The 19,329-nt window shown below is 53.6% G+C and carries 13 protein-coding genes and 1 riboswitch; of the genes, 9 read left to right on the forward strand and 4 right to left on the reverse strand.

Features of this window, described 5'->3' with window-relative positions:
- The 4 genes from NZ653_01505 to NZ653_01520 form a co-directional block, all read right to left on the reverse strand.
- The coding region (locus NZ653_01505; GenBank protein MCS7285805.1) for an MFS transporter at positions 1-195 on the reverse strand (195 nt) is incomplete at its 3' end.
- Between the two features lie 531 nt (positions 196-726).
- Positions 727-1,086 (reverse strand): hypothetical protein, encoded by a 360-nt coding sequence (locus NZ653_01510; protein MCS7285806.1) that lies wholly within the window; start codon positions 1,084-1,086, stop codon positions 727-729.
- Between the two features lie 478 nt (positions 1,087-1,564).
- Entirely contained in the window at positions 1,565-3,508 is a 1,944-nt protein-coding gene (locus NZ653_01515; GenBank protein MCS7285807.1) for a GH116 family glycosyl hydrolase, read from the reverse strand.
- 10 nt (positions 3,509-3,518) lie between these two features.
- On the reverse strand, positions 3,519-5,396 hold the full coding sequence (locus NZ653_01520; GenBank protein MCS7285808.1) for a hypothetical protein: 1,878 nt from the start codon (positions 5,394-5,396) through the stop codon (positions 3,519-3,521).
- Between the two features lie 607 nt (positions 5,397-6,003).
- Between NZ653_01520 and dnaN the strand changes: the two genes are divergently transcribed.
- The 9 genes from dnaN (at position 6,004) to NZ653_01565 (ending at position 19,323) form a co-directional block, all read left to right on the forward strand.
- Entirely contained in the window at positions 6,004-7,218 is a 1,215-nt protein-coding gene (gene dnaN, locus NZ653_01525; protein MCS7285809.1) for a DNA polymerase III subunit beta, read from the forward strand.
- 3 nt (positions 7,219-7,221) lie between these two features.
- Positions 7,222-8,499, forward strand: a complete 1,278-nt coding sequence (xseA, locus tag NZ653_01530; GenBank protein ID MCS7285810.1) for an exodeoxyribonuclease VII large subunit — start codon at positions 7,222-7,224, stop codon at positions 8,497-8,499.
- A gap of 16 nt (positions 8,500-8,515) precedes the next feature.
- Positions 8,516-9,826, forward strand: coding sequence for an acetyl ornithine aminotransferase family protein (locus tag NZ653_01535; GenBank protein MCS7285811.1), 1,311 nt, complete (start codon positions 8,516-8,518; stop codon positions 9,824-9,826).
- The gene (locus NZ653_01540; protein ID MCS7285812.1) at positions 9,823-11,313 is read left to right on the forward strand and encodes a hypothetical protein; all 1,491 of its coding nucleotides are present in this window, start codon (positions 9,823-9,825) and stop codon (positions 11,311-11,313) included. The genes NZ653_01535 and NZ653_01540 overlap by 4 nt, the downstream gene beginning before the upstream one ends.
- On the forward strand, positions 11,274-12,857 hold the full coding sequence (locus tag NZ653_01545; protein MCS7285813.1) for a hypothetical protein: 1,584 nt from the start codon (positions 11,274-11,276) through the stop codon (positions 12,855-12,857). The genes NZ653_01540 and NZ653_01545 overlap by 40 nt, the downstream gene beginning before the upstream one ends.
- A gap of 95 nt (positions 12,858-12,952) precedes the next feature.
- Complete coding sequence (locus tag NZ653_01550) at positions 12,953-13,948, forward strand: hypothetical protein (protein MCS7285814.1); 996 nt, start codon at positions 12,953-12,955, stop codon at positions 13,946-13,948.
- A 4-nt stretch (positions 13,949-13,952) separates the two neighbouring features.
- Entirely contained in the window at positions 13,953-16,778 is a 2,826-nt protein-coding gene (locus NZ653_01555) for a glycosyltransferase family 39 protein (protein ID MCS7285815.1), read from the forward strand.
- 159 nt (positions 16,779-16,937) lie between these two features.
- Positions 16,938-17,148, forward strand: a riboswitch (cobalamin riboswitch).
- Positions 17,149-17,321: 173 nt separating this feature from the next.
- The gene (locus NZ653_01560; protein MCS7285816.1) at positions 17,322-18,296 is read left to right on the forward strand and encodes an ABC transporter substrate-binding protein; all 975 of its coding nucleotides are present in this window, start codon (positions 17,322-17,324) and stop codon (positions 18,294-18,296) included.
- Positions 18,283-19,323, forward strand: coding sequence for an iron ABC transporter permease (locus NZ653_01565; protein ID MCS7285817.1), 1,041 nt, complete (start codon positions 18,283-18,285; stop codon positions 19,321-19,323). The genes NZ653_01560 and NZ653_01565 overlap by 14 nt, the downstream gene beginning before the upstream one ends.
- Positions 19,324-19,329: the final 6 nt, after the last annotated feature.

Genomic DNA, 19,329 nt, shown 5'->3' on the forward strand with positions numbered 1-19,329 from the left:
GGGGTCGGTTATAGCATCGTAGACCTTGCTCAGCAGGATGACCAACCCGGCCAAGCCTGGCCTCAAGCGTACCACATCGGTCAGAAACATGAGGTAATAAAAGGATATGAGCACTCCAGAGCCACCGCCGTATATATCCCCCAGGCCATAGCCGATAATACGCCAGAAACCCAAGCGCTCCTTTGGGTGTTCCATGGTTCCTCCTCATTTTGTAAGCTTCCTTCCCCATGGGCCCATGGCTTCAGGCCTCCTCTGGGGACGAAGGTGTGAAATATTTTTGCTGCCTTCAAATCGTGGTAACACCTCCAGAGTTCCCTCCATTTCGGGCAAGCTCGTATCTTAGGAAGCTATAGATTCTGCAGTTCTTTTTCCAGCTTTGTCAGACGCAGAATCAAAAGGTCCGTGACCTGATATAAGGCCCACACTCCCGCTCGCTTAAGTGCTGAAAATCACCACCCTGGGCGAGAAATTGCCGCAGTCGCTTGACATAAGCCAAATGATGGTTGATAAGCGTGTAAATTTTTTGCAGAAATTGCTCCATAGGGCCTCCTCTTTACCGGAACTGTCTTTTTTTAACATATCGCACAAATTTTAGCAAATTTTGACTTTGCCCCAATCTGTGGTTGGCTTCCAGCCAGGCATGGATCCTCTTTGCCTTCAGTGGCAGATTAAGGCTGGTCCCACGGACTTCGGCGATTTGGGGTCCCGAAGCTATACATAGGGAGCCTATCTATTTCTAAATTCGCGCCGAAGGATTTCCCTCAGCGAAGACTTAACGGGACAAAACTCCTGAAGGGGCAGTCCTGGACGACAGAGGCTTATATAATCTCCTTCGGGGCTATAATGTATGTGAGCGAGCATCGCCGAAACGCTGGCTGGACTACGGGGGTCTACATCCAGGCGCTTATAAAGGATCAAATCCACTCCATAGGGCAAAGATTGAGGATCTGGTCTGATTGTTGTGCAATCCCCGGAAGCAGCGGTCAGGAAGAGTCGGACGATTTCCTGGACAACCGGTTGTTCAGTTAGCGGGATACTGTATTGCTCCACCGGAACCCCTCTCGGGCTGTATTTGAAGATTTTCACCTCTACGGCACGGGTTTCAGAAGCAATACGGTCAGGGTTAAAGGTTAAGTCTATAGCCGGCAGAGGCGTCGGCGTAGGGGTAAAAGCGAGTTCCGGTGAGGGTTCACCCAGGCATCCAACAAAAAAATGGTCAGGGTAATCAATCTTTCAGTTTGATGTTGTCAGGTCATCCGGAATGTCCGCCTAACCACTCTTTATACAGCCACCAACAGGGCGAAGGCACGGCGACTCCTTGAAGGGTAAAAGAGCGATGCGGACCGATCCAGAAGGCCTTCCATGGAAAATTTTGCGTCAGCCTCATCCACTAAGATGCCTCCGCGGAGTCACGCTGGGCCACATTTGGCAGATAGCCATCGTAACTTCGTTCAAACCAAGCCAGGACAACGGAGACGGTGCTGGCTATCAGCAATATCCCAAATGCCGACAACGGTTGGTTAAAATTTTGCAAAGTGTCCACTGCTCCCCGAAAGCCCCGCTTTCACCCTCTGCTTCCTCCCAGAAACCGGGAGGGGATTGTCCAAGTATGGGGTGAAAGCAAAGCTGCTGCTGGCATGGAGCTCCATCCCTGGAGCTTTCCCCCCTCGGGATAAGGGGGGGAATAATACTCCACAGGGGTGAGCCATCCCCGCTCCAAGCCATATTTCCACCATCGGGTTAGCACATACCAGGCATCTTCATCCCCCTGTTCCAGCAAAATCGCCCCATACACGCCGTCCCAGAAAGGCCAATCAGCACCGTTGTGGTAACAGTAAGGATAAACGCTTTTACCAAAGAGGTCCCTTTTATGCTGGTAAGGTGGAAACACACACATCACACCCCAGTCCCCAAAGGGCTGCTCTTCGTTAAAGCGGGTCTGAAGGCGACGGGCAGCCTTGAGAAGGCTTGAGCTCTTCTCCTCATCGGTCAGCCCGAAGTAAATAGCTATGAGGGTATCAATAGAAAAGTTCATCTCCACGCAGTCAGGACGAAGGTAGTTTACATAATACCCATGTTCGGGGATCCAGAGGTAACGGTCCATGGCTTCCAGGGCTTTTTCGGCCTGAGCCCGGTAGTGGTTTGCCAGCGCTTCCTGTCCGATGCGAGAAGCGATAACAGCCCCAGCCCGCAGAGCAGCCACGTAGAGGGCCTGGTCGTAGGTTACCCAGACACTGCGCCGGATATTGTCCGCCCAATCATTTGGCTTCCAGGGTTTCTCCAGGAGTCCGTCCCCATCATGGTCCTGAGAAGAAAGATAAGCCAAAGCCTTTTGGGCCAGAATCCACAGGGAATGCTTGCCTTCACCAACGGGCGCTTTCAAGATGTCCCAGTCCTCCGTGAAGCGAAGGTAATCGGCCAGAAGAAGGACGAAAAATGAAGGCGAGTCCAGATGGTTTGGCAACCAGTCAATTAAATCTCCCAGGAGGTCCGGTGGGAAAACTCCACTGGGGCAACGACCGTCGGAGTGCACACCGCGCGCTAAACTGAAAAGATGACGCTTCACCAGGTCCGGACGCCAGGGCAGAACAACCTGAGCTGTCCAGTAACCATCACGGAAATAGAGGCGGGGTGGGTAAAAATATTCTGGTCCCGCTGTAAAACCGGCAAAATCTTCTCCTAATTCTTTAAAGACGCTCAGGGCCGTATTAAGCCCGGCCGCAATCAAAGAACGGGTCAATGGGTCGCTGCCCGAAGAAGCTACCCTCTGAAGCCAGCGGGCATAATTTTGCGCCGACTCCAGCTCACGCACCCAATGGTTCAATCCCTCCAATGTCGGCCCCAGGCTCCATACGATTTCCTCCTTACCACCAGCGGGAATTTCCAGAGCATATTCCAGGACGACCTCTTTTCCCGTGCAGAGCATTTCCTCAGGAACACGGTTTCCCTGCCATACCCACCGCCATCGCCGGGGGCCTTCCACTTCAATCTGACCACCTTGAAGCCGCAAGCGCACCTCAGACGGCAAAAAAACTTTTGCCCATCCCTCCTCCCACAGTTGCTTCTTTCCTATTAGCTTTGGGATCCAGTTTGCCAGAAAATGAAGCGTTCGCTCGCGCCAGGAAACAGGCAGATGGGGAGACCAGCGAAGCCGGATTTTCAGGGATTGACGCTGAGGGGATCGGTTATGCAGAGAGCATCGCTGAAAAATTGAAGCTTTTTCCGAAAGGAACGAGGTCAAAGTAACATGACACTCTTCTACCTCCCCCTCTAACTCCCAGAGGCGCCCGAGAGCGCGGGCCGTCTGGAAAGAGAGGGGATGCCCTCCAGCAGTGATCTGAAGGCTCCACCGACCAAGGAAAGTCCCATCCGTCAAAATAGCACGATTCACACCGCCCAGACCATCAAAGGTCACGAATAAATGCAGGTTGCCCGTATCATAAAGGCTGGAAGCATTTGGAAAGTTCACCCTCAATGAGCCATCCTCAAGAGGCACAGCCACACGCATTTCGCTTCCCCTATTCAGAGGTTTTCTGAAGCAATATAACTGCGTATACGTCCAGAGGGAGGGTAAACTCAGGCCCCATAGCTTCTCTGGACTTCCCTTCGGGGGTTATTATACGCACCGGTCCAGCTTCGCCAAAGAGAACCCGTACTTCCTGGGGGGCATCTGCATAATTGACAAGATGCAAGGCTTTCGCTCCGGTTTCAGGATTTCGCCAGATTTCCAGCAGGACTGGGCTTTCCCCCTTAACCCGCGGGCCCGATACAGGCCCTAAAGCGTTGAGGAGGGCCTGGCGCCAGGGCTCTGGAGGCAGGCGGAAGTGAGGAGATTGGGTAAATAAACGCACCATACCGATACGATCAAATATTCGTCGAGCCCCTCGGCTTTCAAAGTAAGCCCTATACAACCGGGTAGCGACTGATTGGGTTAAAGTCCTGAGCCAGGGCTTATGCTCCAGAAGGGAAGTTTTCCGAGGAGACCAGCCCGGGATCTCAGCCAGAGCTACCCGGCGAGGGTGGGTCTCCGGGTGGGAGACTGCATGGGATCGCGCATCCAGAATAACTTCCAGCCCCTCTTTGCTGTCCTCCTCCCGCACGACCCGCCATGGGATCCCGGCAACTGTAAGGGTTTGAGCTGCACCGAAAAAGAGAGGAGCTACCACAGGCCACTGTTGCCAGAGAGCATCGCCAGGGTAGAGTAGGCCCACCGGCGCAACAGGCGCCCACCCCTGATAGAGGTCCGCATGTGCTTCCAGCCACCGATGGTAGTGTCCAATTGCCTCCCGCTGAGGGGCATATTCCGCAGCTGTTAGAAGGGTAAAAACCCTGCGTTCCACGTATTCTGTCCCTTTGATCACTGCGATGGCACCGCAGGCAGCGGCTTCGGCAATTGCCTGACGGAACCGCCGGGGTGGATAAACCGGATCAAAGCCGATCCCCTTATCGTAAGGTATGGTGCTGATGGGAGTCTGACCAGCCAGAGCCCTGGCAACCCGCAAAGTCAGGGTATTATTTACCAGCAAAGGACGCTTCTTTCCATCCGGACTCCAGCGAGGCAACCCGAAATCCTCTATCATCAGTATGTCCTGGACTCTGGCCAGTGCGGGAAGATCAATTCCCAGGACGAGATAGCTGGGCCGCATTACGGCATCAAAGTTATTTGCACTGATCAGCACATCTGGTTTTAGGGAACGGGCGAACTCAGCCAGTTCTTGGAGAGTGGATGTGACCACCCGGGCACGCCAGTGCAGGTAAGCCTGGACTTCCTCCTGAAGGGGATCTATGGTCACTGGGATCTCCAGACCAGTATCGCGGCGGAAAGCCTTTTTACAGCGTTCGCAGTGACACCCGGCCACCCCGAGCCATACACCTCCGAAAAAGAAAGGCTGGGCCCCCATCCATGGATTGTCAAAGAAAACGCCATCGGCCCCGGTTTCCACAACCCGGCGCACCATCTGTTTGAGATGTTCCTTCCACTCAGGGTGAAGCCAGCAGACCATATAGCGGCCGGTGTAATAGTAAAAGGGGCGCCCATAAGGGTCGCGGGCATACCAGTCTTTTCCTTCAAACGATCCTGAGTTTACATAATTAGAGGTTTGAACGTAACCGAAGACCTGGATCCCGTGGCGGTGATAGACTTTTACAGCCTGGCGAAAAACTTCCCAATCTTCTTGTTCCACTTCAGGGGGAAATCCCCAATTGCAGGTGAGGTAGGCCCAATTGCAGGCTGCCTCTTCAGCCACCCGCTTAGCACCCTGATCAGTGTAAGCCTCCAGGTGGACTGCTTCATTTACCGGTGCCCCCATGAACTTGAGGCGGTTCATCCGGATTGTGCCTGGTCCAGCCCATAGGTAAATTGGGCGGTGCAAACCTACCGTTAGAGAGAAACGCATTGGCTCACCTTGCTCTGTAACTATGAGTTAGAACGCTGAATAAATTAAACTGCAAATGCGTGCATCTGTCAAGCCACACCGCTGGAGGGGGTAGGGGAGGGGATATCTTTACATAAATTAAAATGAGTTTACTGGGGGCTCTGGCTATAAATAGATGCCTCCGGGGAGGGGATTAAGCCCGAATTTCGCCGATTTCTACAATCAAAAGCCTCCCGATGCGTTTGGTCTGGAGCCTGAGACCTGGGCTTCGAAGCGGGTTATCTGGCCTGTCCTCGGGGCCAAGCGAGTGATTTTGGATGGTTCAGATTATTTAAGATAATGTACCTTATCGTAAATTTACCTCAATGCCCCTCCACCCTTGGCCCTCTCCCACCTGCCCCGCTGAAAACTGCCAGCTCGCCCCCTTCCCCAAATCACCTCCCTCCCGCTGACCTTCCCCATCCCTCTGGCTCTGTTCCATTCACCCTGCTGGAACCTGTTGCCTCACCTCACTATTTTTCAAACAGGGAGTGTTAATTTATGTAAAGCTACCCACCCTTACCATTCCGGCGAGGACCCCCACCCTAGGAACTGCACTTGATTGCCAATATTGGACCTTTAAGGTATAATGAGCCGAAAAATTCGGGAGGGATTGGCCGTGAGATTAATTTGCCTTCAGGATAATCTTTCCACAGCTCTTTCAATTGTGGAGAAAGCCGTAGCCACCCGCAGCACCCTACCTGTCCTCAGCAATGTCTACCTGGAAGCCAGAGAGGGGAGGCTCATGCTCTCAGCCACAAACCTGGATATAAGTATAACATGCTGGATAGGAGCAAGTATCGAAGAAGAAGGAGCCACTACCGTCCCCGCCCGCTTGTTTTCCGATTTTGTGGATTCCCTTCCTTCCGAGCCCGTAGAGCTTGAATTGATCGTCCGAACTCAGACCCTAAATATCCGATGCGGCCGCTTTGAAGCCAACATAAGAGGGATAGATGCCACTGAATTTCCAGAAGTAATGACAGCTTCCAGGCTGGAAGGCCAGAGCACCCGGATTATTACCCCCCTGAGGCCAGCAACTTTACGTAAGGTTATCCAACAGGTGACCTTCGCCGCTGCCTCTGAGGAAACCCACCCCTTTCTGAGCGGGGCTTTCACTTCTCTGGAAGGGGACCGGCTAACTCTCGCCGCTACGGATGGATATCGTTTGTCAGTGAGGAATGTAACCCTGCCTCACCCCGTGGAAGAATCCCTTGAAGTTATAATCCCGGCCAGAGCCCTCAATGAGTTGGCCCGTATCGCCTCCGAAGCCGACGAATCCCAGCCAATTGAAATCCTCGTTCCCCAGGGCAGAAATCAAATCCTCTTCCATCTGAGAGGACGACCCGAAGGCCCCCTTATGGCCATTGAGCTTCTATCTCAGCTGATAGAAAGCACATACCCCGATTTCCGGGCCCTGATCCCCAGAGAATATACGACCAGGGCGGTGATAAAAAGGGATGCTTTTCTCAAAGCCCTTAAAATCGCCCACCTTTTCGCTAAGGATAGAGATAACATGGTAAAGCTGGATATAGCGCCAGCTTCAGAACTTCTCCCGGGTTCCCTCACCGTAAGCGCCACAAGCCGCCAGTTCGGGGATAATGTAAGCCAGGTGGAAGCCAGGGTACAGGGCGAGCCTTTGGAAATTGCCTTTAACGTGAAATATCTTATAGAGGCCCTTTCGGTGATGGAAGAAGATCTGGTAGCCTTAGAGGCCACCACCTCCTCAAGCCCCGGAGTCCTCAAACCGGCCGATGGGGAAGAATTCATCCACGTAGTTATGCCTATGTACCTTGAGGAGGAATGAATTTTGCTGGAAGAAGTAAGATGCCTGAGGGTTTCGGAACTCACGGAACACATAAGGCTCTTGATTAATTCCGATTTCACCCTTCAGGACGTCTGGGTCGAAGGGGAAATCTCCAATTTCTCCCCGGCTCTTTCCGGCAATTATTATTTTTCCCTCAAGGACGAAAAAGCCGTAATTCAGTGCGTCATGTGGCGGGAATCAGCTTGGTCCCTCTCCTATGTCCCTTCCGATGGCGACCACGTTATAGCCCATGGCTATGTGGACATTTACCCCACGAAAGGGGTTTACCAGCTTTACGTTGATAAGATAAAGCCCGTAGGAATAGGTCTTTTATATGTAAAGCTAGAGCAATTGAAAGCTCGCCTGAGCCAAGAGGGGCTCTTTGACCAGAGCCGCAAAAGGCCGCTACCACGGTTCCCTTGGCGCATCGGGCTTGTTACTTCGCCTTTCGGAGCAGCTATAAGGGATATCCTCAGGATTATAGGCAGACGCTACCCCCTGGCCGAAATAATTCTCTCACCGGCCCAGGTCCAGGGAGAAGAAGCCCCCTCCAGCATCGTCAGAGCTCTTCAGCTCCTTAATACCTGGGGACAGGTGGACCTGATAATTCTGGCGCGCGGTGGTGGATCCTTTGAAGAACTTATGGCTTTCAACGATGAACAGGTGGTAAGAGCCGTGGCCTCTTCAAACATTCCGATCGTCTGTGGCGTTGGCCATGAAGTGGATTACACCCTGGCCGACCTGGCCGCTGACCTCCGGGCACCAACCCCCTCAGCAGCTGCAGAAATAGCCGTCCCCGACCGGGAAGAGCTCCGGCAACACATCCGAAATTTTGAGAGAAGGTTAGAACTTGCCCTTCATAATAAGCTTCAAGAAGCAAAGCAAAAGGTGGAAAGGGAAAAGAGAGCTCTTGCAGCTTACTCTCCCCTGACAAAAGTCACCCTTTGGCGCCAGCAAGTGGATGAACTTGAAGCACGCTTGAGCCAGAGTTCCCTTACCGCTTTAGCGATGAGGAAGGGCAAAGTTGAGGCCTTAAAGGAAAAGCTGGAGGCCCTCAATCCCCTTGGGGTTCTAAAGAGAGGCTATGCTCTGGTTTATTCCAGACAGGGGAGGATAATAAAAAGCGTAAAGCAGGTTAAACCAGGCGATAAGTTTAACGTCAGGCTGTGGGATGGAAGCTTTAGAGGGAAAGCCATCGCAGACAAAGAGCCCAAATCTCCCCCCGGGCCGAAAAAGCGAGGGGCTCTACCCCTATTCAAGCCCGAAGAGATAGAAACCTGAGCAAAGGAGGTGTTTTATGAGACCTGGACTCAAGGCCAGAGAGTGGGTTGAGAGAGACCATAAGGTCCTGTCCCCCTCTTACACTCGCCCTTACCCTTTTGTAATGGAGAGAGGCTTCGGTGCTGAGGTCTGGGATGTAGATGGAAATCGGTACATTGATTTCAACGCTGGGGTTGCAGTAGTGACGGCAGGCCATTGCCACCCCGAAATAGTCCAGGCTATAAAAGATCAGGTTGAGAAATTCATCCACATGGCCGGCACGGATTTTTATTACCCCCTTCAGGTGCTGTTAGCGGAAAAACTCAATGAGATCGCCCCGATGGAAGAAGAAGCCATGGTGTTCTTCACCAATTCGGGGACTGAATCTGTAGAAGCAGCTTTCAAGCTCGCCCGCTATGTAACCAGGAAACCGCTGACGCTGGCCTTCATAGGTGGCTTTCACGGCCGCACCATGGGCTCCCTGAGCCTGACGGGTTCCAAAGCTGTCCAGAAGCGAGGCTTTTTCCCCCTTGTCCCTGGGGTAATTCACGTCCCTTATGCCTACTGTTACCGCTGCGCTTTTCGCCAAGAATACCCTTCCTGCGACCTTTACTGTGTGCAATTCATTGAAGAGGTAGTTTTCAAGACATACGCCCCAGGAGATGAATTTGCGGCCGTCTTTGTAGAGCCAATCCAGGGCGAGGGCGGATATATAGTTCCACCCCCTGAGTTTTTCCCCCGCTTGCGAGCTCTGGCCGATAAATACAAGTTCCTCCTCATAGTAGATGAAATCCAGAGCGGAATGGGACGCACAGGCAAGATGTTCGCCATTGAGCACTGGGGAGTTGAGCCAGATATCGTCTGCATAGCCAAGGGGATAGCTTCAGGATTGCCTCTCGGGGCTATGGTGGCACGCAAATCCCTCATGATCTGGCCTTCAGGAGCCCATGGCAATACCTTTGGTGGCAATCCTCTCGCCTGCGCCGCCGCTCTGGCTACCATAAAACTCCTTGAGAACGGGCTCATGGAGAACGCTGCTCAGGTAGGTCAACACGCTCTTGAGCGCCTTCGTCAAATAGCCGAAAGGCACCCCATTATCGGGGATGTGCGAGGGAAAGGGCTGATGATAGGGATTGAACTGGTAAAGGACCGCCAAACCCGTGAGCCCATACCCGAAGTAAGAGACAAGGTTCTCTACCGGGCTTTTGAGAAGGGCCTGCTTATCTTGGGCAGCGGTCTGACTTCCATAAGAATAATGCCTCCTCTGGTTATAACCAAAGAGCTTATGGACGAGGGGTTGGAAATCCTGGAAAGCGCCATAGCCGAGGTGGAGGAGGAGATACTTTGAGGAGAAGCCCTCTGATCCTGGCTGCCCTCCTCATCCCGGCAGTTGCCCCCCTCACTTATCCCGGTTTCATCCGCACCCTGGCCACATTCCTCCCCACCTACAGGGTCGCGGACTGGACCTGGAACCCCCTAAGTGAGGGGGGCTTCCTAGCCTGCTGGCTGGGTTCCCTGCTCTGCAGGGCTGGCCTTCCAGGACCAGAAGCAGTAAAAGCCATATGGGCTCTTAGTCTGGTTTTAGCCGGAACGGGGGTTTTCCTCCAATCCTGTAAAGAAGGTCCCATGGTCGCTCTGCTAGCTTCGCTCCTTTATGTTTACTCCCCTTTCGTGCTGGCAGTAATTTATGTGAAGGGGGAGCTGGCAGAGCCCCTGTTCTGGGGTTTGTTTCCCTGGCTCCTTGCAGCGCTCAGCTGGGATAAAAGAGACCCCTGGGCTAGCCTTGCTGCCCTGTTTGTATTCTTTCTGCTCTTGATGGCGCACCCGGGTCTGGCTATCTTCGCCTTGATGGCAGGCTTGGCCTGCGGCGCAATTTACCGGCGCTGGACTTTCCTCCCTCTTTCCCTGCCATCCCTATGGGCTTTTTTCGCCCTGAACCGGGGAATCTTGCTCGAGCCCAATGAAGAATTCTTCGCTCACTTTGTTCTTCCCTTCCAGCTCTTTTCAGCGTGGTGGGGGGTAAAGGCAAGTTCTCCGGGATGGATTGAAGAAATGCCCTTCCAGCTCGGAGTTGTGCCTCTGACTCTGGCCTTTCTGGCTTTGCCAGGCTGGGCAAAGGTTAGAGATAGAGAGGGAAACTTAGCCCTGGCTCTGGCTATAACCCCAGTGATTTTAGTTATGCCCATTGCTTCTACCTTCTGGAAACTCACCCATAGCTGGAAACTCCTCCGATATCCGTGGGAAATCCTGGGGTTTGCCGCCCTGGGCCTGGCTCTGCTGGGAGGCTTTTCCCTCAAGTACATCCCTTCCCTAAAGGATTGGCCTGTATGGGCTGGCCTGGCCATCCTGGCTCTGCTGGGAAGCTACCGTTACCTTGAGCCTGAGTTTGTGCCTTTTACCCCACGCTACGAGCCCTTAGCTGTGATAGGCAATGACAACGCAATACTTGTTGAGTGCGAAATAAAAGGGAAGCCAGCACCAGGCAGCGGACTGGAGATTGAACTGCTTTGGCAGGCTTTGAGGCCTTTTGACCGAGATTATTCCATCTTTGTGCACCTTCTGGATGCGCAGGGCAAAAAGTGGGCTCAGCGCGATCAGCCCCCTCTAAACGGCGAAAGACCCACTTCCTCATGGGCTCCAGGTGAGCTCCTGAAGGATAGATACCCCATGGTTCTTGGCCCTGATTTGCCCCAAGGACCTTTCTCTCTGGCTGTAGGGATATACCGATGGGACACAGGGGAACGATTGAAAGTGCGAGGGCGAGAAGATGGACAGGCGGTAATCCCCCTGGAATTATGCAGGGGGTGGGAAGGGACGAGTGGCTCTGGACAGTGACGGCTTCGGTTTTTATCGTAATTCTGACCACTGTCCCTTACCTGGCAGGATATCTGCTATCCACGCCTGAGAGAGCATTTACCGGCGCTATTTACGATCTGAGCGATTACAACAGCCACTTAGCCAAGATGCAACAGGGTTACCAGGGCAGCTGGCGGTGGAAGCTTCTGTTCACTTCGGAGCCTCACGAAGGGAAGTTCGTTAACCTTTTTTACCTTTCCTTAGGCCATTTAGCTCGAGCCCTCCGCCTGGACCTGGCCTGGACCTACCATCTGGCCAGGCTCTCAGGAGGTATACTGGTTCTGGTTCTGGCTTACAGGTTCATAGCCCTCTTTTTGGAAGAGAAGGAATGGCGCCGGACGGCATTCCTCATGGCTTCTCTTGGCTCGGGGTTAGGGTGGCTTCTCCTGCCTCTCTTCCCGCCAGACCTTTATCCCATAGATTTCTGGCTCAGTGATTTCTACCTTTTTTTCTCCATCATGGCTTTCCCCCATTTCTCTTTTTCCATCTCTTTCATGCTTGCAGCCTGGATCCTACTCTTAAGGCAGAAGAAGGGTCTGGGACCACTGGAGGCCCTGGGAGCAGCTCTCTCCGGCCTGGCCCTTACCCTGATCCACCCCTACATGCCCCTTATCCTGAACCTGGTGCCGGCTCTTTTCTGGACTATAGAGGCCATCGCCGAAGGACATATCCCTTTCCGGAAGTTCGCCATCCTGGGGCTAATGTTTCTCTTTCAGATTCCCTATGTTCTTTATTGCTACCTCCTTTTCACCCGCGATCCCGTTTTTTCCGGGTGGACATCCCAGAATATAACCCTCTCCCCTCCCCCTCACTATTACCTGCTGGGGGCAGGGCTGGTGGGCCTTCTGGCGCTTCTGGGAATTTTTGCCCCCACTGTGCCCTTCAGGAAAAAGGCTTTTCCTCTGCTCTGGGCCATCCTTACCCTGGCTCTGGCCTATGGTCCCTGGAACTTCCAGCGCCGCCTCACTCTGGGATGGATGCTGCCCGGTAGCATTCTGGCCTCGCGGGGATGGCACAACGTCCTGGAACCCCTCCTACCGGGGGCTCTTAAGGAGAAAGCCAGAACCTTAAGGTTCGCCCTGGTGGTCTTTGCCTCCGTCTCAAATCTTGTGCTCATAGCCCTGGCTCTCTACAACCTGGTGACAGGTCATCCCGATTCCTTTTATCCTGTGGAAGTAGTGAAAGCTGTGGACTGGCTCGGAGCCCACTCCGCTCCCGAAGAAATAACCCTTTCAGCCTACCGGACAGGTAACTTCATTCCAGCCCGGACTGGACGTCGGTCCTTCCTGGGACATGAGATGGAAACGGTAGATTTCGCCAGAAAGAAGGAGGTAGTTCAGGCTTTCTTCGGCAATCTTAGCGGAGAAGAAAAGTGCGCCCTTCTTGAAGGTTACAGCATCAGCTTCATCTTCTTTGGCCCCTACGAGAGAGCCATCGGCTCCCTGAACCCCGAAGAGCTTAAGTGCATTGAGCGGATATACCGGGAAGGGGGTGTGGAGATTTTCCGCTATCTGGGGCGTTAAAGCACCGCTTTCCGCAAATCGCCGGGCAGAAGGAGCTCTTTGAAAGTTTGACATCCCTCCTGTTTTGTGATATAAGCTGGCCCGGGAGGTGCCCGTTGTGGGGGAAAATTCGGCTTTTTTTTATTTCGCTGAACACCGCATCAATCCTCCTTTTGCTTCTGACTATCTTCTCTCTCCTGGCTGGATTTTTCCCCCAATTTCCTCGTGATTCCATAAAGAATCCATCTGAAGCTCAATGGTGGTGGAACGCAGCCCGCGAACGATACGGCATTTTCTTTCCGATCCTTAAAGCTACCGGGCTGTTCACTATCTTTTACTCCCCTGTTTTCTGGGTGCTTTTAATTCTGATCTTAATTGGGGTACTCTTTTGTTCTTGGACCCAGCTTCCCAGAGGGTTCCATGTGCCCCGCTTGAGCTCTATCTTGGCCCATTCCGGGCTTCTCCTTCTGGCCATAGGGTTAACCCTTTCGGGGTTTCTCCGATACACAATAGATAGCCCTCCCCTACCCCCGGGGGGAAGGTTTGACCTGAACCGAACCTCTTTCACCATCAGCAGGGTGTGGGTTGAACGCTCGCCAGAGGGCGCGCCTCTGGCTTTCGGCTGCGAGGGGAAGATTGAAGGAAAAATCCTCAAGCTCTCCCCTGGATGGCCGGCTCTGGCCGAAGGGTTCTGGATCCTTCCCCTTTCCTATGGGCCCGCCTGGAAGATCAGGGCAACAGGGCCTGCGGGGGAAGCCCTGCGCTTGACTTGGAAAGAGGAAGCGGAAGGCGAGCTCATAATTCCGTTTGCACGCTTGGGAGAAATGCAGGAAATAATCATCCCGGACGCCGACGCCAGGCTGGAAATATCGGTTCAAACCCGGGGCACTTTTGTAGATTTTTACGAGAAAGGGAAGCTGGCCCAGCGAATGATTATCCAGGAGGAAACGGAGATTAAAGGCGAAAGGGTGCGCTTACAGTTTTCCCCTGAGCATTACATTGTCCTGCGGGTGGTCAAAGACCCGGGGTTCTGGCCGGCTATGGCGGGCGCCGTTGTGATAGCGGTGGGTTTTGGAATTGCTTTCCTTACTACCAGAAAAGTGAGCACCTGAACCCATGAAAGCCAGGCTTATAATCCTCCTAATGATCTGCGGTGGGTTCCTCCTGCGGCTTTACAGACTCGGAGCTCAAAGCCTCTGGTATGATGAGACCGTAAGTTTGCTTCTGGCTCACAAAAGCCTGCCCGCTCTGACCGCTCACACGGCAAGAGATATCCACCCTCCCCTATATTACTACCTTCTGCATTTCTGGATCAGGCTCGCCGGAGACTCAGAATTCTGCGCTGCTTTCCTTTCCCTCTGGTTCGGAGTTCTCCTCCTGGCTCTTATCTTCGGACTATCCCGTCGCCTTTTAGGAGAAGAAGTAGCTTATATAGCCTGCTTTCTGGCGGCCATTTCTCCCTACCAGCTCTGGTATTCCCAAGAAGTCAGGATGTATACTTTGGGAGCCTGCCTGGGGCTTCTGGCGGCTGATTTTCTCCTCCGTTCCCTGACTCATCCCCGTCGCCCGGGCAATTGGGTGGCTTACAGTCTGGTGGCCGCAGCAGGGCTTTACACCCTTTATTACTTCGCCTTTCTCCTGGTGATTCTGGCCCCTTTCGCTTTGTGGGCTGGTTTCAGACGCTGGGGTAAGAGGTACATGCTGCCCTGGCTCGGAGCCCAGGTTCTTGCTCTGGTCTTTTACTCTCCGTGGATTGGGATCGCCTTCCGCCAGGCCACGAATCCTCCTGTGCCGCCATGGCGGAGCTTCACCCCCTGGCCGGAGGTTTTAACCCTTTCCTGGTCTACTTTCTCTTTCGGCCATTCGGCAGAGCCCGAAAAGGTGTGGCCTTTCTTGCTGATAACTCTCGCCTTCTACTTGATTGGACTGAGACCTCAAAGGGTTCAGAACCACTACGGCCTTTCGCCATGGGAACGTTCCATAATCCTGGCTCTGTATTCCTTTGGCCCACTGGCCTTAATTCAGGGCCTTTCCTACATTACCCCCCTTTATCACCCTCGTTATCTTTTCCCCTTCTCGCCCCCGTTTTACATCGTGCTGGCGCATGGTGTGCTGGGATTTCGCAGCAGGAAAACCTCTTTTCTGATTTTAGTGTTCATTGCTATGGTATCTAGCTGGTCAATTTTGCGGATGCATTTTGACCCCAAATTTGCTCCTGATGACCACCGCAGTGCCGCTAAATTTCTGGAAGCGCGGCTCAGAGCGGGCGATGCAGTCCTGATAAATGCGGGATACGTCTATCCAGCTCTGATGTATTACTACGAAGGCCCAGCAGGTTGGATCGGGAGGCTCGTAAACTATAAGCCATCGGGAGGTGAAAGCCCCGTTTTTCTGATGACGGGCTCCATAGGAGGAGCCGAATCTTTGGGCTGGGGAAACCCCGAAGCAGATTTCTACCCCACTACAGCCGAAGAAACGGCCCGAGCCTTGAGGGAAGTTTTTGCCCATCACCCACGGGTGTGGGTTTACCGGTGTTACGATACTGTGGTGGATCCGGAAGGGTTTATACGGCGCTGGCTTGAGGATAACGGAGTAAAATTTGAGGATGCCCTTTTCGCCGGGGAAAGCTTCATAAGAGTGCAGGGATATCTTACCCATTACCTCCCACCCTATTCCTCCAGAGCAGGGGTCATCTTTGGGGACTTTCTGGAGCTGGAAGGTTTTTCCATTCTGAACACTGAAGTGGAATCAGGCAGCTCTGTGGAGGTAGCCCTGTACTGGCGTCCCTTAGCGCCCCTCCAGAACGATTACAAAGTCAGCTTGAGGGTTTACACCAAAACCGGGAAACTCTTAGCTCAGTCTGACGAGCAACCTCTGGGCTCTTCTTATCTTCCCTCTAACTGGCCACCGGGCAGGACTATCTACCACCCGATGAAGGTGATTGTTCCCGCAGGCACTCCTCCAGGCCTTTATTTCCTGGACCTGCTTGTATATTCTCCCGGCACCATGGTTCCCTTGCCGGTAAGGGATGAGAGCCGGGTAGTGCAGGGGGTGAGAGCCAGGCTGGGAGAAGTGGAAGTCCTCAGGCCTGCGGAGCCTGTAGCCCCCCCTGAGCTTCCACGCAGATTAAGGGTAAACTTCAGTGGTATGGTAGAGCTTAGAGGAACAGGAGAGATTCCTGAAAAGCTCAAGGTCGGAGAAGCCCTGCAGTTCAAAGTTCTCTGGCGATCCCTCAGCTCTTCCTTGCCGGATTTGATCGTTTTCGCCCAGCTCCTGGATAAGGATGGTAACCCTGTGGTCATAAGAGAGGCGATGCCCGCTGATAATCTCTATCCCACAAGCCGCTGGGAAAAGGGGGAATTTGTCCTGGAAGAGATAAAATTTTACGTTCCTGGCGAAATCCCCTCAGGCCGTTACCCCCTCATCCTGGGGCTTCTCAAGGCCGATACCCGGGAATATATCGTGGCGGGTAAGAGGAAATACGTGCTTTTGGGGCACGTTGAAATAGAAGGGCGCAAGCCTGAGTTTCATTACGAAAAGCAGCCTTCCCATCTGGTGAACGCTCAGGTGGGGGATTTTGCTGTCCTGCGTGGGTTTGATTGGGAAAAGGATGCTGGCCATTTGTTACTAACCCTTTACTGGGAAGCCCTAGGTTCTGCGTCCGAGCCTTACAAAATTTTCCTCCACCTCGTAGCGCCTGATGGCCGGGTTCTGGCCCAGGCCGATAGCTTTCCTCAAGGGGGCACATTGCCCACCACAGCCTGGATCAAAGGCGAACGGCTGCTGGATAAACTGAAACTGGCTCTGCCTCCTGACCTCCCCCCCGGCCTCTACAGATTGATAGCTGGGATGTATGACCCTGATTCCGGTAAAAGGGTCCCAGTGATTAAGGGAGATGTGGCTCTGGACCACGTGGTTCTCGGGTTGATGGAATTGCCCTGAGATAACGCCTCAAAGTTTTTCCTTTGTGGTTGTGGCCACAAGCGCCCAACTTGGAAGTCCGGGCACTTTTGATGTGGAACTACCATGGTTTTTCTTCTGTCCCAGGCCCCTCAATTTGCCTAAACTTGCCTGGCGTGCTATAATGCCTTTGCACCTTACCAGTTGAATAGGCGGCGAGGTGAGCCTGACCGAAAGGCAGGCCTTAAAAGGGGAAGTCCGGTGATCTAACCTGAAGCCCCGTCAGGTTAGAGAGGCCGGCGCTGTGCCGCAACTGTAATCCTGTCCGGGGGTACGCAAAAGGCCGGGGCTTTTTAAGCCGCACCCTGCGGACAGGAGAGCCAGGATACCTGCCTCGTCGCAAGGGCTCCGTTAACTTTTCCATGAAGAGCGTTTTCGGGGCCCGGTTCCAGGAACCTGCGAGCACAGGGGAATGGAATGATGAGTTCCCCCTTGTCTGTAGCGCAGGCAAGGGGTTTTTAGTTTCTGCCCCCCAGCCAGCAGGGGGGCTTTTTGTTTGATCAAACCTGAGCAAGGAGGTGCTCTATGAGGCGATTAATATCCGTAGCAACCATAATCCTGACCATCATCGCTTTCCTTATGGCGGGATGCCAACCGGCACCCACACCCACTCCCACTCCTCCGCCTCCAACTCCAACCTTCACCCCTGTGCCTCCGACACCCACCCCGACCCCCTCGCCTTACCCCATGACTGTAACGGATCCGGCCGGCCGTCAAGTTACCATCAAAGCCGAGCCTAAAGCCATCGTCTCCCTGGCCCCTTCTATAACCGAGATTCTGTACGCTCTTGGGCTTGAGGATAAAGTAGTGGGGGTAACTGAATTCTGCAATTATCCGCCCGAAGCTCAGGCCAAACCAAAGGTTGGAGGCTTTGCCGACGTTAGCATTGAGAAGCTTCTGGCCCTGAACCCCGATCTGGTGCTGGTCTCCAGCATCCATATCGCCCAAGTCCTTCCCGAGCTGGAAAAGCTCGGCCTTACAGCAGCGGTGATAGATGCCCACGACCTGCCTCAGGTTCTTGATAGCATTTTGCTCGTGGGAAAAATGACCGGCAGGGAAAAAGAAGCAGAAGCCCTTGTGGCCGAAATGCGGAAGAGAATGGACGCTGTGACTAAAGCAGTGGAAGGAAGGAAGAGGCCCAAGGTCTTCTGGGAGCTATCCAGCGACCTTTGGACGGTAGGGCCGGGCTCCTTCGTCCACGACCTCATCGTGAGGGCTGGAGGTGAAAATATCGCCACAGGCCAGCCTTACCTGCAGCTTACCAGCGAGGCCATAATCTCCGCAGACCCGGAGGTCATAATCTTGGCCGATCATCCTTACGGGGAAACGGCCGAAACCGTGGCCAAGCGTCCGGGCTGGAACAAGATAACGGCTGTGAAGGAGGGACGCATCGTTGAGCTAACCCAGGAACAGACAGACATCGTTTCAAGGCCGGGTCCCAGGGTTATAGACGCCCTGGAGCTCATAGCCAGGACGTTACATCCAGATGCTTTCCGTTAGGCTGAGCTTAAGGAAGCGGCGATGGCTCTCCTTGGCTGTCGCCGCTTTCTTCCTAATAATCGTCGGGTTGCTGGCTACAACCTGGGGTGCTGCTGGCATCCCCGTCTCGGCGGTGGTGAGAATACTGATGGGCGCCAGTGTGGAGCCAGCGACCTGGGAGACCATAATATTTCAAATTCGCATTCCCCGGATCGTGCTTGGGGGGATTGTGGGAATGACTCTGGCCATAGCCGGAGCTGTCTACCAGGCTATTTTCCGCAATCCCCTGGCTGACCCTTACCTCCTCGGGGTTTCTTCAGGGGCATCCTTTGGGGCAGCGGTGGCCATTTATTTTGTCTGGCGTTTCTCCTGGGGAGGATTGAATGCCGTATCCATAGCGGCCTTCGGGGGAGCTTTGCTGGCCACCGCCACCATCTATTCATTAGCCAGAGTGGGAGGCAAGGCCCCTGTAACAACCCTTATCCTGGCAGGTGTGGCTATAGGAGCTCTGCTCTCATCAGCCACTACCTTCCTCATGTTTACTACTCGCGAGGCCTTCCACACCATTAACCTTTTAGGCTGGCTGATGGGAAGCCTGGCTCTGGCTGACTGGACCCGGGTTAAAACCGCAGCCACCTATATAGCTATAGCCTTAAGCGTCATCGCCTATTATTCTTACACCCTGAATGTCCTCCAACTGGATGAAGACCAGGCCATGGCTTTAGGGGTGGAAGTGGAAAGGGTCAAGTTTATCATTATAGCTGCCGCTTCCCTGGCCACAGCTGCTGCCGTCTCCGTTAGCGGGGTTATCGGCTTCCTTGGGATAATAATCCCTCACACGGTGAGAATTCTGTGGGGTTCCGATTACCGCTTTCTTTTACCCATGAGCGGAATTTTGGGAGGCCTTTGCCTCATCTTGGCTGATGGTTTTATCCGTCTGCTCTTTGCCCCCAGAGAACTGCCCATTGGAGTGGTGACAGCTTTCTTAGGAGCTCCTTTTTTCATTTATCTATTGCGCCGCTATAAGAAGGAGGTTTTTCCATTTTAAGGGAGG

Source organism: Anaerolineae bacterium, from assembly GCA_025062375.1.
In the GTDB taxonomy this organism is placed as follows: domain Bacteria; phylum Chloroflexota; class Anaerolineae; order SpSt-600; family SpSt-600; genus SpSt-600.